Here is a 26,594-nt window from a genome sequence, read left to right on the forward strand (position 1 = left end):
TGATTTGACTTAAGCAGGTCGAAAGTTAACTTGATTATCATTGGCATAGCAGCCATTCCAAAAATTGATTTTTAGACTTATATCATGATCAAAAAATAAAATACAATTGTAGAACGAGAATAATCTCTATGACTGCTGCAACCTCATGCTGCCGGTGGTAACCCCTATCAGAACGCTAACTGATGCCACGAAGCTAATCTATTCTTCAATTAAAATTAACTAATCTAATGATAACTTAGATACGTAAGAGGACTTTATATGTATATTTATATATCGCTAATTAGGTAGATATATTAACGTTAATAAAGTAGTATTCTATCTTTAAATATATGAAATATATGAAATATATGAAATTAATAAAAGTGATTGAATTACTTGGCAGGTAAAAAAGTCACCAAATAGTGAGAGTTGTACTGTCGTTGAGCTTTAATTTCAAACTCTATCATTTTTTATTGATTCATATGTTTATTTTAAATTCAAAAAATTAACATCAAGGAGTAGTTAATTTGAACCATCTATCTTTAAAGAGCATTTCACCTTTTGTTTTAGCACTAATAATCACAGCCTGTGGCGGAGGAGGTGGTTCATCGTCAACCCCTTCTACACCTGAACCAGTAAAGAATCAGTCACCATCAGCAAATGCTGGTGCGAACCAAATAGTAAATGAAAATACTGAGGTATCCTTATTAGGTGCAGGCTCTGACTCAGACGGAACTATTGCTAGCTATATCTGGACACAAAGCAGTGGAACAGACGTAATATTGAGCACTAGTGACTCAGCTAGCACTTCGTTTATAACACCGGAAGTTACCAATAACGAAGTATTTACTTTTACACTAACGGTAACCGATAATGAAGGTGCAACTGAGACCGATACCATTACGATTAATGTTAATAATGTCAATATATTGCCATCAGTTGACGCAGGTGAAGACCAAAGTGTTTATAAAAATGATGTAATAATGCTTAGCGGTATTGGAAGCGATACAGACGGAAGCATCGCACAATCCAACTGGATTCAAACGGGTGGCACGAGCATTACCCTAGAGAATAGTGATACCGCTTCAGCTTCTTTTATCCCAAGCAATCTCACCGCAGACGAAACGTTAATCTTTCAATTAACCGTTATTGACAACGATGGTGGAGAAGCATTTGATTCCGTAAATATTACTGTTTTTACAGATTCAATACCAGAGTTGTCAGCAGATAAAATCCTTGTAGAAGTAGAGCAATCGAGTAGAGAAACAATAAGTTTTACAGCTATAGATGATTTAATGACAGAAGATGACCTATACAACAGTTTAACCTTAGAATGTGATAGAGATCCAAATGAAAGCTTTGATATCAATATAAACTACAATCAAATTAGGTTTAGAACGATGGATTCAAAACCTAATTATGAAGAAGATTGTGTTGTCTCAGTTACCGATACTATAGGGCAAACTGCCAGCGTAACCTTTACCCTGAAAAAACTTGAAGATACGCCAGCTGAGATACTATCATTTGATGGTCCTCAAATACTAATGTCAGGGCAAACGGTTGAAGTAACAGTCATTGGCGATGGCAGTAAAATAGAATTACCACTAGAAATAACGGACAGCAATTTCGACCCTATTGAGGGTATGCTAACCGCATCTTATGAAAATAATAAGATTACAATTATAGTTGCAAGCGACGCACAAACCCCCGATGAAGGTTTTGTTTTTTATATTGTAGCGAATACACGGTCTGAGCTAGGGTCAAGAGGAAGAGGTAATACCCATGGTATTCGCTTAGTCAAAAGTACAACACCTTATGACAATTTAAAAGTGGCTTTTGAAAGAGCTAAAAACGAATTCAAACATTCGCAAGATTATTACCATCTAAAAATGTTCACGCTTGATTATGCACAAAACAATCAACTAATCACCGTAGATGAATACGAAGAGCAGGTTGCGATAACTTATGCACCTTCAGCGCCATATGAGTTCAATCAAGCTGAAAGAGCTATTAATAATCTAGTAAACTACTTACCTAGCGAAGTCACTGACTTAGCCGTCAAACTAAATAATGTTGATCCTAACTTCTATGAGTTTGATTATTTTTATTGGCAAACTGCCGAATTTATTGAACTTTATGGCAAAAGTAATTTTCCAGCGCCACCTGAATACAATAGTAAGAAGTTACTCAGCGACAATAGCTATTCAAACCTAATAGGTGATACGGCTATCGGAGCTTACGTAGATGATGTTTGGACGTTTAATGCCGGCTATGAATATTTGCAAGCCGTGGTTGATATGAAGTATTGGCTGAATGTAAATGATGCATCACAAACCAGTAGCGCTGTAACCCGTGAAATGGCGATGCAACTGCGTGACCGCGCTAAAGAAGATAAATTAAAACTTGGTTTAGCAAATGACGCAATGCAAGAGCGATTAGTTTATCCACTTGGCTTTCGTTCAGAGAAAAAAATTACACCACCAATTAATGTAAATAAAAGTTCAGTGATGGCGCAAAGCAGCGTAGATCCAATATTTAATGATCCCTACTTTAAAGACCAATTATGGATGAAAAATCAACCTGTCTATAAAGGCGCGCAAAGCCTGTTGAAGTTAAAGGATACTTTCACTGAAACTCGCACCTCTCGTATTGCCGTTATTGATGGTAACTTTATTCCTACGGATGAAATTAACTTTGTTGAAGGTTTTGATGCGATTGAAATGGATAATGAACCATTTGTGACTTTTGAAGAAGCTCAAGCGGGTGATTATGCCTTTCATGGCATGGCAGTATCATCAGTTATCGGCGCAATTAGCAACAATAATTACGGCATTGCTGGCGTTTTAGCAAACGTAGAAATAGTACCTATTCGCGTTTTTGAAAATGGTCGATTTGGTAGTAGTAATGATGCGGCTAATGGGATACGTTGGGCTGCTGGCTATAGCTTTGAAGGTGTGCAAGACATTAGCTCACCGGTTGATGTTATCAACCTTTCTTTAGGGAGTGGCGGCGAGTGTAATAGTGAGTACCAAACAGCCATTGACTATGCGTTGGCAAAAGGCGTTATTGTCGTTGCCTCGTCAGGCAACGATAGCGATAAAGTTGCCAATGCGCCTGCCAATTGCCGTGGCATTGTTGCTGTTGGCGCCAATGATATTAATGGTAACCGAGCTGATTTTAGTAATTACGACATCAATGGCATCATTGACGCAAGTGCTGTCGGTGTTGAAGTACCTGTTTTAGATATTATTATTGGAGACACCGCCTTTGAAGAAACCATCAGTTTATGGGACGGAACGAGTTTCTCAGGGCCCATCGTTGCTTCAGTACTAGCTTTAATTAAACAAAACTTAGAAGGGTTTCCTACAGCCCTCGCTCAACAACATATTAAAAATAGCTCAGGTAATTTTAACCGAGAATGTGCTGATTGTGGGCCGGGTGTTGCTAATAGCGACGCCGCGGTGAATTCAGCTATTGCTCAACCCGTAAAAGTAACAGCTGAAATCGTCAATAAGTACCACGACTACACTGATGGGTATAAGCAAGGTTACTTGAAAGCGCAAATAGATAATGGAGCTGATGCTTGTACCTGGTGGGGCGTTACGCTCGATAACGATATAGTGTTTGACGACGAATACGCATTGAAGCTTTCAAGTGCTAGCCAGGGTTATGCTTTATCTGGGGTAGATAATCAGTTCAACGATGGATCCCTTGGTGATGTGACGCTGGAGCTATGTAGTAATAGTTCTTGTATTGCTACGTTAGAAACCACGAACAATCTAACTAAACCAGGAATTTGCCAGTAAATAACCATTAAATGAAAGCAAACTAATAGACGTTTATGTTAATGAAAACGTCTATTAGTTTATAATTTTAATTCCCCTGGAACCTAAATGAGTTTAATGCATGAATCGAGGGTAATAGCTCTATTTTAATATATTTTTGTTAAAAATAACGAGAGGTTACCTTTAATTCCAATACTAATGACGTCCACTTATAGCGAGAAGTGGAATATTTAAGATCTGCACTCCTACCTTCCGTTTTGCGCACAAAGTGATCGTTAGTAATTCAAAAGTATATGACCTGCTTTGGTAGCTTAGTTGTCTGTTAGTCTAGATGACTCAATGTGGTTGTTCAGCCGTATCCAATCTAGATAAAAGTTAACTTCAATTTTTTGAAAGGTATTTTCATACCTAAATGTAATAATTCCAGTTTCCGACTTTATTTAACGGTTTCCAACTTTATTTAGAACCCACAGCTGTAAAAGCCGCTTTGACTAAAATACTCATTTTCTCCCTAAAGCTTTAAGCAATTCACTTTATAACCGAATAAGGGTTGTTCAACAGAGCCAAATAAGTAAACCCGGTTTGCCATGAAAAAATTCACCTAACGCAAGATAACGACAAAGTTTGTGAACATATCGGTCAACTCTAATGTGCATAAAAAGTGCTAACTTGTCGTGCTAATCAGGAGTTAAGCGTCGGTATACTTGCACATAATTAACCGCTAGGCTGGATGTTGTAGACCAGGTTTTAGTGAATAAGTTATATGCCATGCCAATGCCGGTTACTAACTGTAATCGACCGTTTGCAGCCATGTTATTTAATTCAATCGGTTTAACAAAAGCATGCCAGCTGTGGGTGCCAATGGGTAAATATCGCATAATATATTCAGCACCAACAATGGCGACCAAGTAAGATTTAATCGTGCGATTGAGTGTTGCCATGATGACACAGCCATTTACTTTACATAATTGACTACATTGCTTCAGTAAGTCTTGCTGATTGGGTATATGTTCAATGACTTCAGCATTAATCACTACATCGTAGCGATTTTCATCGTTTGTACTAGTGTGTTGAGCATGCTCGTGACGATACTCAATATCAAGTTGAGATGTTAAAGCATGACGTTTTGCGACTTCAACACTCATTTCGCTAACATCGATGCCCACCACGGTAGCGCCTGCTTTTGCCAAAGGCTCACAAACTAAGCCACCACCACAGCCCACATCTAAAATATGTAAGCCTTGCAGAGGATTTAGTGTGTTGGGGTCACGATTATAAAATGTGCAAATTTGCGCTATAAAATAAGCTACTCGCACCCGATTAAATTCAAGTGCGGTTTTGTACTGGCCGTGTGGATCCCACCAACTTTCAGCTAATTTATCAAATTTGGCAATTTCTTTAGGACTATAATTACCGGTAGAAGTGCGTTCAGTGCTATCATTTTGGACGGGATTAAGCTTACTTTTGTCTAGCATGGTAATATTATCCTTTTAATCTAATGTTAATTAACACAAGGCATATTCATGGAAAATCAATTCAATGTATTAGGCACGCGTTTAGAGTTATGTTGTAGTAATACGGGCTTCACCCGAAAAGGGTTCTGTTATGTACCCGAAAATGATTTCGGTAACCATAGTGTCTGTGCGGTTATGACCGACGAATTCCTAGAATTTTCAAAGGCACAAGGTAATGATTTAATCACGCCTAATCATATGTATAACTTTGCCGGCTTAAAAGCGGGTGACAAATGGTGTTTGTGCGCTGTTCGCTGGTATCAAGCGATTGCAGACAAGGTTGCACCACCGATTATACTTGCGTCAACTAACCAAAAAGCGCTAAAAGTTGTCTCATTAGAGGTTTTAAAAGCTCATGAGTATGCTGAGTAATCCTCTATACTCTTGCTAATATAAGTGTTTAGTACTTATGTTCATCTTCTCCTCTTTTGCTGTTTGACACTGTTATTGAGTGAATGATCCAGCGCTTAGCATTTTAGCTATTTTCAGATCTAAACAAGGAAGTTTTTTACCTATTTAAACCACTATTTCAAACCCTTTTTCTTGACTGGTAAATCCCCAATAAAAAATTACAATGCTTTTTCTGATCTTTCGATAACCTATATCAAACAGTTTACGCTATGTTAAGCCTGTAATCTTTGCTAGCTTATTCACTAATTTTTCATTGGTTTGTCGATAATATCAAGCAACTGATGAAAAAACACATGGCGGTAGTCGACTTAATGTCGGTTGAAAATTAACCAGCCAATTTAGCGCATCAGTAGCGAACTTAGCAAAATAAAAATGTGCTACAAATATCATCAGCGACTAATATCATAGGCGATAAATTAATCGCATTCATCTGATGGCTATTAATTAGTCAAGGTCTGACTTATAAAGCTTATAGACAGTATTATTGATTGTATCTAGTATGCATAAGGCCTTAGGTTAATGGGGTATTAGGTTAACCTAGCAGTAGCGAGCATAAGCCTTGTTTTTATAAAAAACGTTATCTTAAAATAAAGCCTATTTAATAGGAGAGGTAAAGCCTACCGGTTTTAACGTTAATACTGAACATGACACTTCACTTAATATTGACTCAGCCGTGTTGCCAATAAAAAGTCCAGCAATACCGGTACGACATACCGTGCCCATGACGAGCAGATCAATGTTTTGCTCGGCGATGTATTTAGGGATTTCTTCTTGAGCAGTCCCCTCAATCAATTCTGTTATGGGCAAGTCGCCATCAACAAAGTGATTGTTGATAAAGTCATCAAAACGTTTTTGTCTATCCAATTGCTGCTTCATGATTAATTCAAGGCGATCAACTTCAGAGTTATGGCCCCAGCTTTTTAAATAATCTTCATCAGGCAATTGCCAAGCATGTATAACATGTAATTCTGCTTTTTCTGACACCGCTAAATGGGCGGCCCATGTTAAAATGGTATTATTAAGCGCGAGTCCTTCTTCGCTTGGCGCATAAACATCTATAGCCGCCACTATGCGCTTAATGGGCTCATCTGTTTTTGTACCAACCGCTAGTAGCGGACAAGGGCATTTTCTCATGAGGTGAATGGTGGTACTACCAAAAAACCTTCTACGACTTTGCTCACCCGTTCTGGCCGCTAATATCACCAGATCATAGTTTTCTTGCTGTACTTTTTTAATCACGGCGATAAAAGGTACGCCGATTGCATTTTGTGCGTCAACAGCAATAGCAGGGTGATAAAACTTTTCAATATTCTTTTTTAAAACTCGCTGTTGATCTTTTTGTAAATTGTCCATTAGCTCCTTCGAGGGCAATAGGGTAACCAATGCGAGCTGATCTTTAGGAAGTTCTTCTACCACACTAAAGAAGGTGATGTGTGAGTGATGACTTTTTGCTAATTTCATTGCTTGTGAAACAACTGCAGCTTGAATTGAGTTTGCCGGGGTTACGAGTAATAACTTATTTAAAGAAACCATTGTTTTCTCCTATCATGATCAAATTCAGTAACACTGTGATTAAGTTGTCGTTATATCTTCGGTGCTTATGCTCTTTTTCAACTTGCTGAAATCTCCAGATTGAACTGGAGTCGGTATATATGCTCAGGCTTAATATATGGGTGAGACCCAATTCTCAGGTTTTAAGGTGATGACTGAAGAATTAATCGCTTGAAGTACCGATTCAGAGGTATTGCCAATTAAAAATCCAGGAATACCAGAGCGGCCAATAGTGCCCATAACGACAACATCGATGCCCTTGTCATTAACAAAAGCAGGAATAATAGTTTTTGGATCACCTTTGGCTAATATTTGCTCAAACTTGCACTGGGTATACTCGTTTACCAGGATATTAAGGCTCTCTTGGTATTCGCGTTCTTCATGCTTTAATAAGCTTTCAATTTTAGCGGGTGACACTCTGGTGAATGCGCCATGTTTGAGAGCTTCTTCACCATATAACGACCAGCATGACAAGATTGTTAATTTGGCATCTTTATACTGACTTAATGATGAGGCGATATCGATTATCATGCGATTTTGGGCACGACCTTCTGAATGCTGTTCCATTGATAGGTCGACGGCAGCTAATACCTTTTTAACTGTATCCTGCTGCGCTTCTTTAATTAACCAAACTGGTTTGGGGCATTTACGCATGATATGAAAGTCATTGCTGTCAAAGCTCTTTTCACTTTTATTTGCCACTTTGATCAGTAAATCAGCTTTGTTTAAAATAACGGCTTTAACGATTTCGATAAAGTTTTTACCTTTGGCGACACTGACTGAAATGTCTACACCAGTGCTTTGTAATTGCTGTGCTAAATCAGTTAATTGGTCGAGTCGCTGGGCGATAATAAATTCGGTTAGCTCTGCAGGACCGACAATATCGGCATAACTACTGAGGATAGTTTCATGCGGTTCAACTACGTCAAATAAAGTTATTTTTGCTCCGGTTTTACTGGCCAGTTCAATGCCTCGCAATACGGCGATATCCAGTTCAGGCTTAGTTTGCTCATTAACTTTTATGATTATATGTTTAAAACGTTTCATAGGGTTATCTCCTGCTGTTGATTAGACAAATTGGCTTAAGTTAAAAAGGTATAGAGTAGAGCGGCTAGCATAACAATCATGACAGTGCCTGGCGTATCAAGCGTTAATTGTTTGCTTAAACGCCTTGATACGCTTAGTGACCATAGGTGTAGATGACCCAGCGTCATGTCGATATATAGAGCAATACTGGCGTTTAAATTAGCAATTTTTTGCCAAGTTTTAGCGCTTAAACTTGCTAATGCTTGATAGACAATTAACAGATCGCCGGCCGGAGGTACGGGTAATTTAGCGCGTAGTTTTGTGCTAGCAAAAATGATCAACAAACCGGTAAACGCTGGCCAAACAGAAGACCAATTTAGCGTTGAAACGATTGTCTGAAACTGCCTGAATTCAAACGGTGGCGTGTAAAAATAGCTTAAACACATCAAGGCTGAAAGCGCTGTTGGCAAGATAAGTCGCCAATTGGGTTTAGCGCTCGATGCCTTTAATATCGCCTGCTCTCTCATCAGTTCGATAAACCGGCACATTAGCAATGTGGTACCTATAGCGGACATAACCAGTAACGTGGAGAACAATGGCCAGCTCGAAGTGGCATCTTTGAGTGCTGCTTTGGCTAAGGCACCACTGCTTAGTGGCAAGCCGATTAATGATAGCGCTGGCACTAATACCAGTAGCCACAAAAACGGAGTGAGCTTATGGCCGGGTTTTAATGTTGAACTGAGCCCAACACAAAAAAACAAGCTTGCCTTGGCAAAACCATGATGCATAGCAAAAAGTACTATGGCAGGCAACAATAATGCCCAGCTGTCAGGGGTCGCTAAAGCAAAACCAATACTGGCGACTATAATGCCGAGCTGACTAACCGTTGAGTAAGCTAATACGGTTTTAGCATTGTCTTGCAATGCGCCATAAATGGCAGCTAAGAAAGTGGCGCCAAATCCAAGCACCACCATAGGTTGGGCCAAGACATTGATGCTTGCATCACCTAAGGGCAGAAAACGTATCCAACCTAACAAACCTACTTTCACCATAACCGCACTGAGCAGGGCACTAGCGGGTATAGGTGCCACGGGGTGCGCTTTGGGCAGCCAGACATGCAAAGTGGCCAAACCGGCTTTAACGCCAAAACCGATAATCAATAATGTTGAAACCCAAACAACAGGTAACTCGTTTATGCCAAATTCAGCGTAATAAGTCTTCCCGACTAAGCCAAGAAATAACACTATTTCTGAAAATATCACCCACCGGATATAAGTTGTTGCCGCCGACTTTGCTTCGTCACTTTCTGAATGCAGGATCAGCGGGTAAGCAGAGAAACTCATCAGTGCAAAAAAAGCAATAAAGGATGAAATTTCTTGCGATAACACTACGCCAAGGTTGCCTATCATGGTTAGGATAAAGAACAGGTAAAAACGGTTTCGTTTGTCATCGTTAGCCATATAAGTTTGAGCATAAAGCGTGGCAATAAACCAAATGGCTGAAGTTAATAATAAAAATGACTGCTCGACCCAATCTTCATTAACCACAAGTAGCGCCGCTAATAAGGCGGGTAGTGGGGCAAGCGGGATCAAGCGAATGACTTTAGCGCGTAAAGTTTTAAACGCCATCGCAAACAATAATACAGTGGGTAAAATCAATACCCAAAGGTGACCCGTACTGTATTTAAGTGCTATGCCTGAAATATCCGGAAAAATGGCTTGGTATTCCCGCGAGGCAATTAACGCAGACCAAGTGAGTGGGCTATAAGCACTTGAGGCAAATAAGCCAACAGCTAAGGCGAGAAAAGCGGTAATTAAAGGTGGTAGCAGTAGCATCCAATGTGTTTCTAAACGCAACTTAGGTACTTCTTTGGGCCATGGCTGATCTTGCTCTTTGAACCAAATGGCATGAATGATAGGTAAAAAATAGCTGGCATTTAGTAGGCTACTAATCGCCAGTACGCCGAGCACCCAATAGGCCTGTGCCTCTAATGCACCCACACCTAAATACCATTTAGACACAAAGCCGGCGATAGGTGGCACACCAATCATGCCAAATGCAGCTATGGTGAACGCTGCCATCGTAAGGGGCATACGTTTACCTGCACCATTCATTTGGCTGATTTTATGAACACCCAGGGTTTCTGCAAGATTACCTGCACAGAAAAATAGCGTGATTTTCATTAAACCCTGATGCACTAAGTGCACTAGGCCACCAATAGTGGCTATTGGTCCTGCAATCGCAGTACCGAGCGCGATATAAGAGACCTGACTTACGGTTGAATAGGCTAAGCGTCTTTTAAGATCGTCCTGACTCAAAGCCTTAACTGAGCCGTAGATGATGGTGAAGCCAGCAATAACGGCCAGTAAAACGGTTAGTCCTAAATCACTGGCAAATTCGACACCATAAATATCATAAACAACGCGCACGATACCAAACGCGCCGGCTTTGACAACGGCAACGGCATGCAACAAGGCACTTACTGGTGCCGGTGCGGCCATTGAAATAGGTAACCAAGCATGCAAAGGGAACAAAGCTGCTTTGACACCTAGCCCAGCAATGAGTAAGACAAAAATGATCTGTAAATGGCTGTTGTTTAATCCGGGCAACTCAGCCAACAAACCTGCTGAGGTAAAGTCGAGTGGTCCAGCTAGCACTTTTAGCCAGACCACACCGGTTAACAGCAATGCGCCACCTATCATGGTATAGACAAGATAGGTGCGCGCCGCTTTAATCGACGCCGCATTGCCTTTGTGGGCAATTAGTGGGTAGGTAACGAGTGTCAGTAATTCATAAAAAATTAAAAAGGTGACTAAATTTCCAGCAAGCGCTAAGCCTATTGTGGCACCAACACATAAGCTAAAAAAGGCAAAAAATCGGCTTCGATTAGCGCTATTTTTAAAATAGCCAATGGCATAAATAGTGGTAAACAACCATAACAGGCCTGACAAGCTGACAAATAATAATGACAGGGCATCACCGTGAAGAACAAAGTCAATATTAGGTAACAGTGGTAGGCGCGTTTCAAAGTCTAAGCCATTGACAACACCTGACAACAACATGGCGATTAGGCTAAGTGTCATCAGTGCGCCGCCAATATTTAGACTTCGACGCTGCAAGGATCTATGCTCAGGTGTCGCCATAACGGCCAAACCAATTAAAAGAGGACAAAGGACAATGAACGCAGGTAATAGTGTGCTCATGTTCATATACCATTTACCTCAGTTACTGTATTACTGATATTAAGAATAAACTCTGCATTTAAACCTAAGGCTAAGGTGATCAGCGCAAGTATTAGGGCGACTGTTGTCATAACGCTTGATACGGGCACTGACACTGACGATACTGGCGCTGTCGATTTTGCTGTGGGCGACTCAGCAACAGCAGGGTCTGTAGAAAAGGCCAAACTTAATACTTTGAATAAATACATAGCTCCTAAGAGTCCGCCTGTAATTACGACGATCACCCACCACCACTGACCACTTTCGAAAGCCGTGGTGAGTAGTAACCATTTGGCGATAAAGCCAGCACTCGGCGGTAAACCAATAAGGCTGATGCCCGCGATAGCAAAGACTAAAACATTAAGTGGCTCGCGCACCGCGATACCCTTGAGTTGAGCAATCTCGCCATTACCTTGCGCTAAGATCAAATTGCCAGCCGCTAGAAACATTGCCGCTTTTGCGCACGCATGTGCAACGATGAAATAGACTGCTGCCTGTGATGCAGAGCCAGTAAACGAGCTAACCCCCATTGAGTATTCACTTAACGGAAACAATAAAAATATGTAGCCAAGTTGGGCAACCGTAGAATAAGCAATAAGCAGCTTTAATTGTGTGGCACGAAATGCGCACCATGAGCCATAAATAATGCCTGTACCACCCAAAGCACCTAACACTTGAGAGGCACCCAAGGTGGTGGCTTCGCCTAACACGTCAAACCAAAACTTTATTAAGATATACAACGAAGCCTTAACTACTAGCGCAGAAAGTATCGCACTAACCGGTGTTGGGGCATTTGCATGTGCGGGTGGTAACCAAAAATGCAGTGGAAACAAAGCTATCTTGAGCAGAAGTCCAATGGTGATTAGGATCATCGCGACCTTATCAGGAAAACTATGGCTGGCTGTTTCAGCTATTTGCATTAAATCTAGCGTGCCATGACTACGATAGAGAATGGCAATGGCGAACAAGTAAAAAAGTGAACCTAATAGACCGACTAACAAATACCTTAATGCGGCTTGTAAGGCGGCGCGATTGCCTTGCAGGGCAACCAAGGCAGCGGCAGAGAGTCCGATAATCTCTAGACAGACATAAATGTTAAAAGCATCTGCTGACATAAACAAGGCATTAAGCCCTGAGATTAAGAACCACCACAAGGGCCAAAAACGTAAGCTTTTTTCGCTAGCGTTATATTTATCTGAAAAATATGAGGCGCTATACAGAGTTATTAATAGTGTAAGTAAGCCCGTTAGTGCGAGCATCAAGATTGAAAAACCATCAACAATGAGATCTATGCCAAGAGGGGCTCCCCAACCACCAATGACATAACGCTCACTTTGATCAGTTTGTTCATCTAAAAACAGCAGAGTTGTTAACACAACGAGTAAAAATTGCGTTAGTGAAAAAGATATATTTATCAGGCCTTGTAGCCGATTTCGGCCGATAATAAAGGCTATTATTGCTGCCAATAACGGCAAAAACACTATGGCTGGCAAGAGCAGCGATGAGCTTAGGTAATTCATCACTTGCTTTGCTCTTGGCTAGACTGATCAATGTGATGAATTCGCACCATTAGATTAAGGGCGAGTGCGGTGCCTGCTACGGCGATAACAATACCGGTCAATACCAGAGCATGAGGCAATGGGTCGACCACCAATGGATTGCGTTTAGCTAAGGCAATCAAGAACATAAAGATACCCACGCCCATGACATTGAGCGCCAGTATTTTTCGCATCACATGGCTAGCCACCACCACACCAAAAAAGCCAATAGCAAAAAGTGCTAAGCCAGCCATAGAATAAAGCAATGCAGAGGTCATTTTATAGTCCGGTGTTTATGGTCGGTAACTGATATATTTTCACTAGCAATAAAGCTGCTATAAAGTGAGGCTAATGCAAGGGTTATTGAGACAGTAGCGCAAGTTTCTATTAACAGTATCAGCAGGCCAGAAAATGCTAGGGGATAAGTGAGTAAGCTGCCTTCAAACCAAATAAGGGCTGTGCCGATAGTGATAAATACCACTAAACTAAGCACTAACAAAACACGCGCCATAAAAGAGGTGTAGTTAACCTGATAAGTATCACTTTGAAACATCAGCACGCTAGCACCTGCCAACAAAGCGCCAGCTTGGAATGCACCACCAGGCTGATGTGCACCCGCCCAAAGCAAATAGCCGGCAAAAATAACCACTGCGGGTGTAATCCAACGCTGCAGTGCCAATAGCACCAAATTTTGTTTACTTACTTCGATGCGTTTAAAGAATGGAGCATGGTGATCACGCGTGGGTAAAATAGCCAGTACAACCACCAGTAGCACGGCGATTTCAAGCAAGGTGTCGTAGGCGCGAAAATTGAGTAACACAGCGGTAATTGGGTTAGTAACACCACTAAGCTCGATATTCTGAGTAATTAAAGGGGCTAGGCCAGTGTTATGTCCCTTATCGCTAAGTACTATTGTTATCGTTACGGCTAATAAAAGCCCGGCAACCACTATTGAGGCAATTAAGCTTAATGTACTTTTATCGACTGCGGGGCCGTCATATTTAATATCTAATTTGTTAAACATGCTCTCTAGTATCCTTTTGGCTTTTCTTAGCGTTAGTCACATTTGGCTCAATTGCTTTTGTGCGGTGAGGCCTAATTCGATTCCATGCAGCCAGCAATAAAGCGCCGGTGATGCCTGCACCAATAGCGGCTTCGGCAATAGCGACGTCAAAGGCGCCAAGCTGTCCCCAAGCAATAGCGGCTAAAAGGCCTAAACAAACAAAAAATACGATACAGCGAAAAAGTGACAGAGAAAAAATACTCATCCAACCAAGGGTAAGCATACTAAAAATTAATAGAGCATCAAAAATCATCACTAGGCTCATCATTTATTCTCAACTGAAGGTGGTGCTGGTGTTTTTAAGGATTGCTCGTTAATCACTTGAGAGGCGATTAAATAGCTGCAAGCGGCACTAGAGAATATAACCAAGCCCCAAACAAGCACTAACTTTAAGCCATCAGTCAGTGAAGACAGCTGTGGTAATAACCCAATTACCATCAATCCAAGACCTAAATTGTCAGCTTTGGTTAGTGCATGTAGGCGACTGAGTACATCGGGGAATCGTATTAAACCCACCGTGCCAGCACAGAAAAAAAACAATCCTGCTAAGCAAAATATCACACTAAAAATATCCGCTAAATTCATTGAGATTTACCTCTAAGTTGGGTGAAAGTTACAATCGTTATCGACGTTAACAACGCAAGTACCAGGGCGACATCAAGCAGATAAGGCTGATCTTGAATAACCGACAGAAGTGCCAATATAGCAACACCGATAGTGCCCACTAATTGCGTTGTCAAAATACAATCTGCATAACTTGGTGCGCGCAAGACAAACAGCAAACTTAACAGCAGTAAAATAGCTAACACTATGCTGGCAATGACTAATAGGGTTATCATCAATTTTCACCATCAATAAGCGGTTGAACGCTAGTGCCTAAAAGCTGTTTAATACGTATTTGGCAATCGTCTATTTCGGCCTGATTGAAGGTGTTCATATCTAGCACATGAATGGTGAGCTCTTGAGCATTTTGTCTAGCGCTTACGGTACCGGGCAATAAACTTAGCACCTGCATAAAGGTAAACACTTGCGAGTCGTTAGCTAAATCTGTGTGATATTTTATAAAGCCAGGTGAAAGCTTTAGCTTAGGGCTAAGTGCTAATTTAGCGATAGACCATCCGCCTCGCAGAGACTGAACATAGAAGTAATATAAAAATGATAGAATACTGAATGGTTTTTTTAGCCACTGATGTCGTTTTTTTTGTTGTGGCGCTAAATAGAGGCTAAGCACGCTAGCCATGGCAATAAAAACAATACCTAGGCCCAGAGAATTTTGCTGCCAACGGGTAAGTAAGCCCCAAAATAGGCTAAATAAAGCGAACCGAATAAAGAATCTCCAGCTCAATACTGAGCGAAAGCTGAACGAAGATGGTGAACTCGACAATTCATTATTTTGCTTGATAATTTTCATTTTCTTCCCTAAACATCTAAGTCAATATTCACTTTATAAAAAGTTACCTTCAAGTTTATAATAGGTTGATATAAAGTTAATGTGGCGTTTATTTCAGATACATTGATAAAAATGAAGTTTCGGTCACAGCAGAGAAAATAAAAAGTCGAATTAAACGACATATTAAGTCGGATTTATCGATAAAAATATTCCAACTTAAATTAATGTAGCAGGGAGGCTTTAAATAACAGCGATGAAATTAAGGCTCAGTTGTCGCTAATTATTGTCGCCTCAGATGAAATTAACTTGGCTATTCATATTTGGCCAACAGGTTTTAAGAGCTAGCTGTCAGTAAAATAGCTTTCAGTTAAAAGTAACAACTGTGAGTTTGTTTTTTCTGTTAGGTTTTTGTGCATCAAGTTATGCGTTTGCTTAAAGGACTGAAGTCCGATTTACAATTTACAAAGAACTTTTTGCCCCCATTACATTAATCATCCGCTGAACGCTTGACCAATGTAGGTTGGACTTTAGTCCATCAGGTTAAATGAAATTTAACTGGTTTTGGAATAAATGGTGAGCGAAAAAAATAATAGCCCGCTGCAGATTTTTTTGACCCCTAGTGTTAATCATCAGGCTAATCCCTTGACGGACTGAAGTCCGACCTACAAAGGGCCAAAAAATGCCTATAAAAAAAGCGTTTTTATTGGGATAAAATAAGTAGGGGGGATGGTGATTACAATTATAATTCAATTAAGCACATGATTGGATGTGCATAATATTTGAACAATGTTACTTGGTTAGTCAATATGTACTCCAACTTGAAGTAGCACCGCTATTAGTAAAGCTTAATCACCGAAGATGCAGGTTCTTGCCGTTTTACAAATAGCTAAAACGGCAGGGTGGCTGACTTTACGCTCGGCCGAAATCGCATAAAATCTATGTTTTACATCATCAGTTTGGCCAATGATTTGCACACCAAAGTTCTGACAGACCTCATCGGCTATTGCTGTTGGCATAAAGAAAACACCAAGACCTCGTTGGCCGAATGACTTTATTAAAGCACTGTCATCAAACTGGCCAACAACATTAGGAAATATCTTCTGCTTATGTATCCACTGATCAAATAACTGTCTGATGCCAAATTGTGTTGTGGGTAGTAACATTGGCGCGTGGTGCAGAGATTTTGGAAAGTTTGGTGCTAAGCTTTCTTTCAATTCAGGAACGCCAAAAAACGTCAAGCCAGATTCGCCAAGGTAATGATTAAAAACACTGGTTCCCAAGGTATTGTTAGTTGGAGCATCACTGATAACCATGTCTAATTTGTGCATAGACAGGTCGGCCAATAGACCTAAAACAGGACCTTCTGTGCTGATTAAGTTAAGACCGCCAGGTATCAGCAATGCCGGTTCAATAATTTTACAGACAATAGTTTTAGGAAGCGAACTGGCGACACCGACCATAAACTCAGTCTGGTTGCATGAAGCAGCACTTCGCATCACACCACCGAGTTCATGGCCTAATTTGAAAATTTCATCAGCGTATTTCAGCGCAGTTCTACCCGGCTCTGTTAACACCAAATTTCTGCCCTGTTTTTCAAACAAGGCGCAGCCCATGCGAGCTTCTAATAGCGAGAGTTGGCCACTAATGGTATGAGGTGTTATATGTAAGCGTTTACTTGCCTTAGCTATACTGCCTTCATGTGCTACAGCCCAAAAGTAACGCAAATGTTTATAGTTAATAAGCTCAGACAAAAGTAAAACACCTCAAGGCTTTTAATAGTGAAAATTGCAATTTAGCAGGGTGATGACAAGGATATTGTCAATTTAACAATAATTTATACTAAGGCTTTTATATTGCAACGTTTTAATTTTTATCACCGCCATATTTTCTTAACAAAATATGGCGGTTACTAAGACCTTAAATGATATAAAACGAACTATTAGAAAATATATATTAAATAGTTTGCGTTAATTTCTCCTTTAAAAGTCCTAGTATGACGCTAACTTTTTCTCAATATAAACCATTGTTCATGGCTTATGTTGACGATTAGATTCAGTACGCCTAATGTTTTTTCTCCGCCATTATAGTGCTCAAAAAGACGGTGAAAATGCTAGCTAAAGCCAATTTATTGTAGCAATAATCACGAATTTACTGGTGCTAGGTCTTTTAAATAACGTTGACCATTTTCAACATAGTGCATAGCCGATTTAGTGAACATATCTTGGGTTGACTCATCAAGCACTTTAATGACTTTAGCCGGCGAGCCTAAAACGAGATGTCCGTCCGGCACTTGCATGTTCTCAGTAACTAAACTGTTAGCACCAATTAAGCAATTTTTGCCAATGTTAGCACCATTGAGTACCACCGCATTCATGCCCACTAGGGTATTATCTCCTATGGTACAACCATGCAACATGACTTTGTGGCCTACAGTAACATTGCGCCCTACAGTCATTGGGAATTGAGCGTCAACATGTAAAATTGAACCGTCTTGAATATTGGTATTCTCACCAATGCTAATGCTGGCTACATCAGCACGAATAACCACGTTAAACCAAATGCTAGTATTTTCGCCTAGGGTAACGTCACCTATTAGTGTGGCATTGGGGGCTATAAAATTACTCTTATTTAACTTGGGTACTAAGTCAGCCAATCGATAAATCATCTGTTTTTCCTTTTTTCGAATTTATGCCTTTATATTAATCTATTCCCGTTAGAGAGCAAATTAGACTTTTAAGTGATAGTTATAATGCTTGAGTTATACTAAAAATAAACTAGCTTAATGTATGAAGATTAAGCAATTAATGGTAAAACATTACAAGTAGTTAGTAATAATAATAATTTTAACGTCCAGTCGGATGAGATACTTAGCAAATAAGCTCAACACATAAGACTATGTGCTGAGCTTATTATTAGGTGTTCTATGTCTAAATAAAGGTGATATATGATTATTGGTATACCGAAAGAAACATTGTCAGGTGAAAACCGAGTCGCTAGTGCGCCAACCGCGGTAGTGTCATTACTCAAGCTTGGTTTTGAGGTGAAAATACAAAAAGGTTGTGGTACTAAAGCAAGCTTTACGGATCAAGAATTTATTGATGCCGGTGCCAGTGTCGCGGTTAAGAAAGATGTTTGGCAGTCTGATATTATCTTTAAAGTAAACCCTCCTACACTTGACGAAATTGCTGCCATGAAGGAGGGGGCTTATCTCGTTGGTTTTATTGCTCCTGCACAAAATGAGGATATTTTAGCGGCGTTAAAAGATAAAGAAATTACCACCTTAGCCATGGAAATGGTGCCAAGAATGACCCGTAGTCAATCAATGGATGCGTTAAGTTCGATGGCCAACATTGCTGGTTATCGTGCCGTTATTGAAGCGACACATCAGTTTGGTCGTTTTTTAACCGGGCAAATAACCGCTGCGGGTAAAATGCCACCCGCTAAAGTCATGATTATTGGTGCCGGTGTTGCCGGTTTAGCTGCCATAGGGACAGCAAGTAGCTTAGGGGCGATTGTGCGAGCATTCGACACCCGACCCGAAGTTAAAGAACAAATAGAAAGCATGGGTGCTGAATTTCTTGAGCTTGATTACGAAGAGCCGGAAGACACAGGCTCTGGTGATGGTTACGCAAAAGAGATGAGCAAAGCTTTTATTGATGCAGAAATGGCCTTGTTTGCTGAGCAAGCCAAAGATGTTGATATTATTATTACCACCGCTATGATCCCAGGCAAACCAGCGCCTAAGCTTATTACAACCGCAATGGTTGAATCGATGAAAACGGGCAGTATTATTGTTGATTTAGCGGCAGCTGGCGGCGGTAATTGTGAATTAACCCAAGCAGGTAAAGTCGTTAATGAAAAAGGTGTGAAAATAATTGGTTACACCGATCTTGTTTCTCGCTTACCGAATCAAGCATCACAGTTATATGCAAATAATTTAGTCAGCTTAGCGAAACTCTTGTGCAAAGAAAAAGATGGTACGCTTAATATTAATTTTGACGATGTCGTCATTCGCAATATGACCGTTGTTAAAGCAAATGAAATTACTTTTCCACCACCGGCTATTCAGGTCAGTGCTGCGCCTGTTAAGCCTAAAAATGAAGCCGTTAAAGCGCCTGAAGTTAAAGTTAAAGAACCGGTGAGCCCGGTTAAAAAATATAGCCTGATGGCTGCTGGTGCTCTACTTTTTGCTTGGGTTGCGAGTGTTGCCCCTGCGGATTTTCTTTCTCATTTTACCGTCTTTGTCTTGGCCTGTGTTATTGGTTACAACGTGGTGTGGAATGTTAGCCATTCGCTGCATACACCCCTGATGAGTGTAACCAATGCCATCTCTGGCATTATCATTGTTGGCGCAATTCTACAGGTGGGTAATAGTAATCCACTAATACAAGTGCTCGCCGGTGTCGCAATACTTATTGCCACTATCAACATTGTTGGTGGCTTTGTTGTCACTAAACGTATGCTAAAAATGTTTAGAAAATAAGGGACACTTTAATGGAATTTTCTCAAGGTTTAATCAGTGCAGCTTACATTATTGCTGCGTTATTGTTCATTTTTAGCTTGGCAGGACTTAGTAAACAACAAACGGCTGAAACAGGTAATTGGTATGGTATTGTCGGTATGGCCATCGCGCTTATTGCCACCATTGCCGATCCTCGTGTCGACAATGTTTGGATTATTTTAGTGACTATGGTGATCGGCGCTATCATTGGCCTGCGGCTAGCGAAAAAAGTTGAAATGACCCAAATGCCAGAATTAGTGGCAATACTGCACAGTTTTGTTGGTTTAGCGGCGGTATTAGTTGGCTTTAATAGCTATTTTGAAATGGACCATTCGGTAATGGCTACCTTTAGTGACAGTCAGCAAATGGCGGTTAATATTCATTTAGTTGAAGTGTTTCTTGGGGTATTTATTGGCTCGGTCACCTTTACCGGTTCAATTGTCGCGTTTGCCAAGTTGCGAGGTATTATTAACTCGGCCGCACTCATGTTACCTCAGCGACATAAGTTAAATTTAGTGGCGGGTATCATAGCCATTATTTTGCTAGTGACTTTTGTTCAACAAGGTGGTGGTGATAACACATTATATCTGATGACCTTTATTGCCTTAGTTTTTGGTTGGCATTTAGTCGCCTCAATTGGCGGTGCAGATATGCCAGTGGTGGTGTCCATGCTCAATTCATACTCAGGTTGGGCAGCCGCAGCGGCAGGTTTCATGCTTAATAATGATTTGTTAATTGTGACCGGCGCATTAGTGGGTTCATCAGGGGCTATTCTTTCTTACATTATGTGTAAAGCCATGAACCGCTCTTTTATCAGTGTTATCGCTGGGGGTTTTGGTACCAATGTCGTTATAGACACAGAGACCGATTACGGTGATCACATTGAAATTAACGCAGAATCGGTAGCCGATATGTTGAACGGCGCAAAGTCGGTTATTATTACGCCTGGTTACGGTATGGCAGTAGCGCAAGCACAGTATCCGGTTTATGAAATGACTCAAGCTTTAAAAGCCAAAGGTATTGATGTGCGCTTTGCTATTCACCCAGTGGCAGGACGCTTACCTGGGCATATGAATGTGTTATTAGCCGAAGCTAAAGTGCCTTACGATATTGTGCTTAGCATGGATGAAATTAATGATGACTTTGCTAAAACTGATGTGGTTTTAGTCATAGGTGCAAACGATACGGTAAACCCTGCAGCGTCTGAAGATCCCACTAGTCCGATTGCGGGAATGCCGGTACTAGAAGTTTGGCATGCGAAAAATGTTATTGTTTTTAAGCGCTCAATGAACACAGGTTATGCTGGCGTACAAAATCCATTGTTTTTTAAAGACAACACTCAAATGTTGTTTGGCGATGCAAAAGACTCGGTTGAACAAATATTTAAGGCTTTGTAATTTGCTAGATTAAAGCGTCAATAAACAAGTGATGTTAAAAATGCCGATAAGTGATTGTCGGCATTTTTTATGGATGCCACCCAGTCCAACAATATAAAAAATGCTAAAAATTGACCTTAGCTACAAGGTTACTCACCATAAACTTCTTTTTACGATACGAGTTGCCATTGCCATTGATTTTAGTCGCTTTCTTAGTGATAAAGTTATATATCTCGCAGACAATTTTGTTAAGCTACTGAAGATAAAAGCCATTACTCAGTTCATTGTGAGTCAATCAATCGCTTCAGTTGTCTTATCGATTGATTTTTAGCCTGAGTTGATGCTTTTGTACTAAGTTTTTAGCGATAGCTATTATTTACCTTACTAGCTTTATCTAATAACAAAACTTTATCTACATAATAAAAAGTTTTCTTCCAACAACAAACAATTAATAGCAAATTTAATATAGCTAAACATAAGCAGAGTGAATAGTTTTTGCCTATCTAATCTGCGCTATTACTAAGCATAGAACCTTCGGAGAATAATGTGGTAGAACCAAGTGTAATTGCACCCAGTGTCATTGAATTATGGGTAGGCACTATTAACGGTTATTTATGGGGCAGTATTTTAATTTATCTGCTGAGTGCTTGCGGGATCTGGTTTACTTTTCGTTTGAAAGGGCTACAAATCACGCGATTTTTTCACATGTTTACTATTTTAAAAACCAGTCGTAAAAGTTCTAGCCAGGGTATTTCTTCTTTTCAAGCGCTGTGCACATCGTTGGCGGCGCGGGTGGGTACGGGCAACTTAATGGGCGTAGCCGTGGCTATTTCATTGGGTGGTGCCGGTGCTGTTTTTTGGATGTGGTTGATTGCTTTAGTCGGTATGGCAACAGCATTCGCTGAAAGTGCTTTAGGGCAGCTCTATAAAGAACGCGACAGCTTGGGTAATTTTCGTGGTGGCCCCGCGTATTATATGAGTAAAGGTTTAAAGAATAAAAAATTAGCTATTACCTTCTCACTTTGTTTGTTTTTTGGTTATGGCTTTGTCTTTAGTGCTGTGCAGGCAAATTCTATTACCAGTGCATTTAATGGCTCGTACGGTTTTAATCCACTTTACACCGGTATCGTTATTACGATTGCCGCGGGTTTTATTATTTTTGGCGGATTAAAAAATATTGCCCGTTTTGCTGAGCTCACGGTGCCTTTTATGGGCTTACTTTATTTACTGGTTTGCTGCACTGTTATTGGCTTGAATATCGAAAAAGTGCCGATGATTATTAGTGATATTTTCGCGTCAGCCTTAGGTTTAAAAGAAGCCGGTAGTGGTCTGGTAGGGGCGGCGATAGTACAAGGGGTTAAACGTGGTTTGTATTCTAATGAAGCCGGTATGGGTAGCGCGCCCAATGCTGCCGCTGCTGCAGAGCCTTTTCCTCCGCATCCTGTTTCACAGGGTTATATTCAAATGTTGGCGGTGTTTTTTGACACGATTGTCATATGTTCATGTACGGCAATCTTGATCTTACTTTTTAAAGATACTGGCAGCCAAGCGCAAGGCATTCAATTAACGCAACAAGCCCTTAGCCATCAAGTAGGGGCTTGGGGAAGCGACTTTATTACTATCGCCATATTGCTGTTTGCCTTTACCTCGATAGTGGCAAATTTCGCCTATGCCGATAATAATTTAAAGTATTTAAATATGGATAATTTCCTCGGACGATGGTTTTTACGTATTGGTTTTCTGTTGATGTTGGTCTTTGGCTCTGTAGCGACCTTACCTGAAGTGATCGCTTTAGCCGACTTGTCGACAGGATTAATGACCATTTTTAATGTTACGGCGTTATTTATGCTTTCTAAAGTGGTGGTGCAAATAACCAAAGATTATCACCGCCAACAAGATAAAGGCTTATTACCGACTTACCAGCCTGATGAAGAGGAGCAACAACGCTTTAATTTAACCCAAGGCATTTGGAATAAAAAGTAGCTGATAAAATTGGTATTGATTTAATACAAGCAAGTGTTAATAAAGCTGCTATACTGCGCGACTTAATATTTTGGCGTACTGCTTTAAGGCAGGTGCGTTTTTACGATAATACAGAAATGGTGATGTTATGAGTGTGGATGCAATAGGTTTATCGGCTAATTTACTAAAAGCGGTAAAAGCATGCGGTTATAAAAATTTAACGCCGATTCAACAACAAGCTATTCCTGTTATTCGTACCGGTGTTGATGTTTTAGCCAGTGCTCAAACAGGGACCGGGAAAACAGCGGCTTTTACTTTGCCTATTCTTGATAGTTTAGCGAAAAAAGTGAAGCCTAATGTGGATGGATTTGACACCACAACGACTGTTAAGGCACTCATTTTAACGCCAACACGTGAGTTAGCGGCGCAGATTTCAAAAAATGTAAAAACCTATGGTGAGTTTTTACCCTTGCGCTCGGGTGTCGTTTTTGGTGGTGTTAATATGCCACCACAAACTAAAATGCTTAAAACGGGTGTCGATGTATTAGTGGCAACACCAGGACGTTTAATTGAGCATCTTGAACAGCGCAACTTAGATTTGTCTCAAGTGCAGTTTCTTGTGCTTGATGAAGCAGACCGTATGCTTGATATGGGTTTTTATAACGACATAGAACGTATTGTGGCAATGATCAAGGCAAAACATCAAACCTTGATGTTTTCTGCAACATTTTCAAATAAAGTTAAAACGTTAGCAAAGAAAATTCTGAAAACACCAAAAACCATCGAAGTAGCACGTCAAAACTCTACCTCAGGTAAAGTAAAGCAATCGGTTTATTGGGTTTCTGAAACCCGTAAAGCTGAGCTATTGTCGGAGCTTATTGGGGTTAATAATTGGCAGCAAGTGTTAGTTTTTGCTGGTACTAAAGAAAGTGCCAATATTTTAGCGAATGAGTTGAAACTTGACGGTATAAAAACCGCTTTATGTCATGGTGATAAAACTCAAGGTGCGCGTAATAAAGCACTAGAGCAATTTGTTGATGGCAGTGTTCGGGTTCTAGTCGCTACTGATGTTGCTGCGCGTGGCCTTGATATTGCTAATTTACCTTATGTGGTTAACTATCATTTACCTTTCTTGCCTGAAGATTATGTACATCGTATTGGTCGCACAGGCCGAGCAGGTAAATCAGGTACGGCTATCTCATTAGTTAGCCCTAAAGATGAGCAGTTTCTTGATAATATTGAAGCCTTAATTGAGCGTAAATTTGAGCGTATTGTTGTACCGGGTTATGAATTAGACCGACCTTTACCTGCACATTATGACGCCAAAGAAGACGCGCCATTAAAGAAAAGCCGCTATAAAGCTACACAAGATAAGAATCAATTACTGGCGCGTAAAAAGGCTGAAGCCACACCAGCAGCTAAGCGCAGAGCAAAAGAGAAAACTAAAACTCAAAAAAATGCTCCAGTAAGTAAAACAGCAAATAAAAGACGTAAATAGTCTTTTTAAGTGCTTTGCTCATAACGCAGGTTAGTATTTATGCAGTTTGATAACACTGATATTGACGTACCTTTTAACTATCGACATCACTGCTGGTTTTGTGCTGAACCAGCAGGGCATTCTTTCACTTTTCCTCATTCAGAGCATTTAGTTTTTGACTGCTCGCATGAGCCATTGACCTTACCTAGTTGTGCAGAGTGCGCGCGTGCGGCCAACCAAGCCGAAGTGCGCAGCATTTGGCAAGTTGAAAAAATTGTCAAAGAGTATTTAATTCAAAAATATCGTAAAGACCTTGCCATTGGCCTTAATTGGACACAAAACGAATTAGCCAATGCTGGTTTTGAAGAGGGCAGCTTTGCAGGATTTCAAAAAAGCGCTTGGTTTATGTATGAAGTAGCAAGAGACAGAGTGAATTTTCATGGCTGGCCGTTAGTGCTTAATGGCATTGAAATGGTTAACGAAGATGTAGACCTAGCGTTTTGTTTTGATGGTGTGAGTTATCCGAGTATCGAGCAGGCGATGGAACATTATAGTGTTAACTTTGCACTTGATTTGGCGTTCTTACGCCGAGTAATAGCAAAGGTTGGCCCAAAAAGTTTTGCCAAAGCGGTAAGGTTTTGCCGCTTATATGTGGGTGCAACAGCGAATGAAAAGTCACTTGCGTTACGTGAATTTAGTTAATAGTTTTATTACTATTACTACTCAGGTAGTACTGATTTTATAGTGAGTATCCGTAAACCCTCAACCTAGACCTTTCCACTTTAAGCTGACTGAATAAAATACTTAGGTTAGCCTTTGAAAGCGAGATTAAACTTTTGTGGCAGATTCATTTTTTGTGAATATAGCGCCTGATCCGCACGAAGAAAAAAACTGGAAACATCGTCAGCTCTATTCATAAAAGCTAAGCCTAGGCTACTGGTTACATTATACTTTGTTAATAATATATCTTGCGACATTGTGTGGTAAATTCTTTGCTCGATGACGTTTAACGATGGTTTGGTAGCATCAGTGACGATAATCGCGAATTCATCACCACCAAAGCGGAAAACATAGTCAGTATCTCGAACACTTTGTCGTAATGCCTTGGCAAAATGTATTAAGACGTTATCGCCCATGGCGTGACCAAAGGAGTCGTTAACGGCTTTGAACTTGTTTAAATCACAATAAATTAAGCCAACTAGCGTCTGTCGGCGAGTGGCTTGGGCCATAGCGCGTTTAATTTGTTCGTCAAAACTACGTCGGTTGCCTAATTGGGTTAAGCTATCTTGCATCGCTAATTGCATTGCTTGGTGATATTGCACAGCATTATTTAAAGGGTTGATTAATAACTCATGCAGTTCAGTCAAGACTTTATCATTAGTCATACTGATGGGAATGTTAACTGCATAAGTAATTATGCCAAAAAATTGACCATTGATTTTTAACTCAAACTGACGTTCTGCTTTAGCCTGCCGACTGTCTTTGGCTGTCGCATTTATATCAGGGTGTTTAAAATAAACACCTGTAAAATCAAGGTACTTTGCCACTTCAACTGCAAAAATATTGATAAGTTCTTTTACATCTAACGTGGTTTGTAACTGCTTAAGCAAGGCTAAATTACGTTGGCTCTGTTGTTCACTTTGTTGAAATAATGTGAAGGCATTAAATTTAGAGTTAGGGTGATCAACAACATTAACTGTAGCCATAGTTTTCCTTGTAAATTTTGACGTTAAACTTTATTTTCATATCCGTAACTATTTTAAAGCAAAAATCATACCTACTATTTAAATTAACAAATTT

Annotated in this window: 21 protein-coding genes; 7 read left to right on the forward strand and 14 right to left on the reverse strand. The window is 40.3% G+C overall.

Translation table 11 applies throughout. The features are described 5' to 3' along the window. Nucleotides 1-506: 506 nt before the first annotated feature. Nucleotides 507-3,785: a PKD domain-containing protein gene (locus H4J61_RS08825; RefSeq protein ID WP_182184776.1), complete on the forward strand. Its 3,279-nt coding sequence runs from the start codon at nt 507-509 to the stop codon at nt 3,783-3,785. Nucleotides 3,786-4,441: 656 nt separating this feature from the next. On the opposite strand, the gene ubiG is transcribed toward H4J61_RS08825, so the two are convergent. Then, entirely contained in the window at nt 4,442-5,239 is a 798-nt protein-coding gene (ubiG, locus tag H4J61_RS08830) for a bifunctional 2-polyprenyl-6-hydroxyphenol methylase/3-demethylubiquinol 3-O-methyltransferase UbiG (protein ID WP_182136372.1), read from the reverse strand. A 48-nt stretch (nt 5,240-5,287) separates the two neighbouring features. Between ubiG and H4J61_RS08835 the strand changes: the two genes are divergently transcribed. After that, nucleotides 5,288-5,650, forward strand: coding sequence for a DUF2237 family protein (locus H4J61_RS08835; protein WP_182184777.1), 363 nt, complete (start codon nt 5,288-5,290; stop codon nt 5,648-5,650). 633 nt (nt 5,651-6,283) lie between these two features. Here H4J61_RS08835 and H4J61_RS08840 read toward each other — a convergent pair. From H4J61_RS08840 to H4J61_RS08895, 12 genes are all read right to left on the reverse strand, one after another. Further along, entirely contained in the window at nt 6,284-7,222 is a 939-nt protein-coding gene (locus tag H4J61_RS08840) for a universal stress protein (RefSeq protein WP_182184778.1), read from the reverse strand. Nucleotides 7,223-7,351: 129 nt separating this feature from the next. After that, nucleotides 7,352-8,287 carry a universal stress protein gene (locus H4J61_RS08845; protein ID WP_182184779.1) on the reverse strand — a complete coding sequence of 312 codons (936 nt, stop codon included), beginning with the start codon at nt 8,285-8,287 and terminating at the stop codon, nt 7,352-7,354. Between the two features lie 35 nt (nt 8,288-8,322). Then, nucleotides 8,323-11,469, reverse strand: a complete 3,147-nt coding sequence (locus H4J61_RS08850; RefSeq protein ID WP_259363217.1) for a complex I subunit 5 family protein — start codon at nt 11,467-11,469, stop codon at nt 8,323-8,325. 2 nt (nt 11,470-11,471) lie between these two features. Next, nucleotides 11,472-13,007 carry a complex I subunit 5 family protein gene (locus H4J61_RS08855; RefSeq protein ID WP_182184781.1) on the reverse strand — a complete coding sequence of 512 codons (1,536 nt, stop codon included), beginning with the start codon at nt 13,005-13,007 and terminating at the stop codon, nt 11,472-11,474. Beyond that, a complete protein-coding gene (locus tag H4J61_RS08860; RefSeq protein ID WP_182184782.1) occupies nt 13,007-13,303 on the reverse strand; it encodes a cation:proton antiporter subunit C in 297 nt (98 codons plus the stop codon). Before H4J61_RS08860 ends, H4J61_RS08855 begins: the two co-directional genes overlap by 1 nt. Continuing rightward, nucleotides 13,300-14,049: an MnhB domain-containing protein gene (gene mbhE / locus H4J61_RS08865; protein WP_182184783.1), complete on the reverse strand. Its 750-nt coding sequence runs from the start codon at nt 14,047-14,049 to the stop codon at nt 13,300-13,302. Before mbhE ends, H4J61_RS08860 begins: the two co-directional genes overlap by 4 nt. Beyond that, the gene (locus H4J61_RS08870) at nt 14,042-14,353 is read right to left on the reverse strand and encodes a hydrogenase subunit MbhD domain-containing protein (protein WP_220461232.1); all 312 of its coding nucleotides are present in this window, start codon (nt 14,351-14,353) and stop codon (nt 14,042-14,044) included. Before H4J61_RS08870 ends, mbhE begins: the two co-directional genes overlap by 8 nt. Beyond that, nucleotides 14,353-14,673 carry a monovalent cation/H(+) antiporter subunit G gene (locus H4J61_RS08875; RefSeq protein ID WP_182184785.1) on the reverse strand — a complete coding sequence of 107 codons (321 nt, stop codon included), beginning with the start codon at nt 14,671-14,673 and terminating at the stop codon, nt 14,353-14,355. Before H4J61_RS08875 ends, H4J61_RS08870 begins: the two co-directional genes overlap by 1 nt. Then, on the reverse strand, nt 14,670-14,927 hold the full coding sequence (locus H4J61_RS08880) for a monovalent cation/H+ antiporter complex subunit F (protein WP_182184786.1): 258 nt from the start codon (nt 14,925-14,927) through the stop codon (nt 14,670-14,672). The genes H4J61_RS08875 and H4J61_RS08880 overlap by 4 nt, the downstream gene beginning before the upstream one ends. Then, on the reverse strand, nt 14,927-15,499 hold the full coding sequence (locus tag H4J61_RS08885) for a Na+/H+ antiporter subunit E (RefSeq protein WP_182184787.1): 573 nt from the start codon (nt 15,497-15,499) through the stop codon (nt 14,927-14,929). Before H4J61_RS08885 ends, H4J61_RS08880 begins: the two co-directional genes overlap by 1 nt. A gap of 824 nt (nt 15,500-16,323) precedes the next feature. Continuing rightward, nucleotides 16,324-17,229: a transcriptional activator NhaR gene (gene nhaR, locus H4J61_RS08890; RefSeq protein WP_182184788.1), complete on the reverse strand. Its 906-nt coding sequence runs from the start codon at nt 17,227-17,229 to the stop codon at nt 16,324-16,326. A 389-nt stretch (nt 17,230-17,618) separates the two neighbouring features. After that, nucleotides 17,619-18,143 (reverse strand): gamma carbonic anhydrase family protein, encoded by a 525-nt coding sequence (locus H4J61_RS08895; protein ID WP_182184789.1) that lies wholly within the window; start codon nt 18,141-18,143, stop codon nt 17,619-17,621. A gap of 279 nt (nt 18,144-18,422) precedes the next feature. Here H4J61_RS08895 and H4J61_RS08900 point away from each other — a divergent pair, with 279 nt between their 5' ends. The 5 genes from H4J61_RS08900 (at nt 18,423) to H4J61_RS08920 (ending at nt 25,496) form a co-directional block, all read left to right on the forward strand. Then, entirely contained in the window at nt 18,423-19,961 is a 1,539-nt protein-coding gene (locus H4J61_RS08900) for a Re/Si-specific NAD(P)(+) transhydrogenase subunit alpha (protein WP_182184790.1), read from the forward strand. Between the two features lie 11 nt (nt 19,962-19,972). Next, nucleotides 19,973-21,376, forward strand: a complete 1,404-nt coding sequence (pntB, locus tag H4J61_RS08905; RefSeq protein WP_182184791.1) for a Re/Si-specific NAD(P)(+) transhydrogenase subunit beta — start codon at nt 19,973-19,975, stop codon at nt 21,374-21,376. Nucleotides 21,377-21,901: 525 nt separating this feature from the next. Beyond that, nucleotides 21,902-23,338 (forward strand): alanine/glycine:cation symporter family protein, encoded by a 1,437-nt coding sequence (locus H4J61_RS08910; protein ID WP_310650050.1) that lies wholly within the window; start codon nt 21,902-21,904, stop codon nt 23,336-23,338. A 127-nt stretch (nt 23,339-23,465) separates the two neighbouring features. Continuing rightward, nucleotides 23,466-24,815: a DEAD/DEAH box helicase gene (locus tag H4J61_RS08915; RefSeq protein ID WP_182136387.1), complete on the forward strand. Its 1,350-nt coding sequence runs from the start codon at nt 23,466-23,468 to the stop codon at nt 24,813-24,815. Nucleotides 24,816-24,854: 39 nt separating this feature from the next. After that, nucleotides 24,855-25,496 carry a hypothetical protein gene (locus H4J61_RS08920; protein ID WP_182184792.1) on the forward strand — a complete coding sequence of 214 codons (642 nt, stop codon included), beginning with the start codon at nt 24,855-24,857 and terminating at the stop codon, nt 25,494-25,496. 107 nt (nt 25,497-25,603) lie between these two features. Here H4J61_RS08920 and H4J61_RS08925 read toward each other — a convergent pair whose 3' ends face one another. Then, nucleotides 25,604-26,500 (reverse strand): GGDEF domain-containing protein, encoded by an 897-nt coding sequence (locus tag H4J61_RS08925; RefSeq protein WP_182184793.1) that lies wholly within the window; start codon nt 26,498-26,500, stop codon nt 25,604-25,606. Nucleotides 26,501-26,594 lie beyond the last annotated feature (94 nt).

This window comes from Colwellia sp. MB3u-4 (assembly GCF_014077065.1).
GTDB lineage: Bacteria > Pseudomonadota > Gammaproteobacteria > Enterobacterales > Alteromonadaceae > Cognaticolwellia.

What these genes read in the sequence shown, in the direction of transcription:
- H4J61_RS08840 (WP_182184778.1), bottom strand. Translation starts at nt 7,222, where the DNA reads ATGGTTTCTTTAAATAAGTTATTACTCGTAACCCCGGCAAACTCAATT.
- mbhE (WP_182184783.1), bottom strand. Translation starts at nt 14,049, where the DNA reads ATGTTTAACAAATTAGATATTAAATATGACGGCCCCGCAGTCGATAAA.
- H4J61_RS08885 (WP_182184787.1), bottom strand. Translation starts at nt 15,499, where the DNA reads ATGAAAATTATCAAGCAAAATAATGAATTGTCGAGTTCACCATCTTCG.
- H4J61_RS08835 (WP_182184777.1), top strand. Translation starts at nt 5,288, where the DNA reads ATGGAAAATCAATTCAATGTATTAGGCACGCGTTTAGAGTTATGTTGT.
- H4J61_RS08880 (WP_182184786.1), bottom strand. Translation starts at nt 14,927, where the DNA reads ATGATAACCCTATTAGTCATTGCCAGCATAGTGTTAGCTATTTTACTG.
- H4J61_RS08870 (WP_220461232.1), bottom strand. Translation starts at nt 14,353, where the DNA reads ATGAGCCTAGTGATGATTTTTGATGCTCTATTAATTTTTAGTATGCTT.
- H4J61_RS08925 (WP_182184793.1), bottom strand. Translation starts at nt 26,500, where the DNA reads ATGGCTACAGTTAATGTTGTTGATCACCCTAACTCTAAATTTAATGCC.
- H4J61_RS08860 (WP_182184782.1), bottom strand. Translation starts at nt 13,303, where the DNA reads ATGACCTCTGCATTGCTTTATTCTATGGCTGGCTTAGCACTTTTTGCT.
- H4J61_RS08920 (WP_182184792.1), top strand. Translation starts at nt 24,855, where the DNA reads ATGCAGTTTGATAACACTGATATTGACGTACCTTTTAACTATCGACAT.
- H4J61_RS08895 (WP_182184789.1), bottom strand. Translation starts at nt 18,143, where the DNA reads ATGATTTATCGATTGGCTGACTTAGTACCCAAGTTAAATAAGAGTAAT.
- H4J61_RS08915 (WP_182136387.1), top strand. Translation starts at nt 23,466, where the DNA reads ATGAGTGTGGATGCAATAGGTTTATCGGCTAATTTACTAAAAGCGGTA.
- H4J61_RS08900 (WP_182184790.1), top strand. Translation starts at nt 18,423, where the DNA reads ATGATTATTGGTATACCGAAAGAAACATTGTCAGGTGAAAACCGAGTC.
- H4J61_RS08875 (WP_182184785.1), bottom strand. Translation starts at nt 14,673, where the DNA reads ATGAATTTAGCGGATATTTTTAGTGTGATATTTTGCTTAGCAGGATTG.
- H4J61_RS08855 (WP_182184781.1), bottom strand. Translation starts at nt 13,007, where the DNA reads ATGAATTACCTAAGCTCATCGCTGCTCTTGCCAGCCATAGTGTTTTTG.
- H4J61_RS08850 (WP_259363217.1), bottom strand. Translation starts at nt 11,469, where the DNA reads ATGAGCACACTATTACCTGCGTTCATTGTCCTTTGTCCTCTTTTAATT.
- pntB (WP_182184791.1), top strand. Translation starts at nt 19,973, where the DNA reads ATGGAATTTTCTCAAGGTTTAATCAGTGCAGCTTACATTATTGCTGCG.
- ubiG (WP_182136372.1), bottom strand. Translation starts at nt 5,239, where the DNA reads ATGCTAGACAAAAGTAAGCTTAATCCCGTCCAAAATGATAGCACTGAA.
- H4J61_RS08845 (WP_182184779.1), bottom strand. Translation starts at nt 8,287, where the DNA reads ATGAAACGTTTTAAACATATAATCATAAAAGTTAATGAGCAAACTAAG.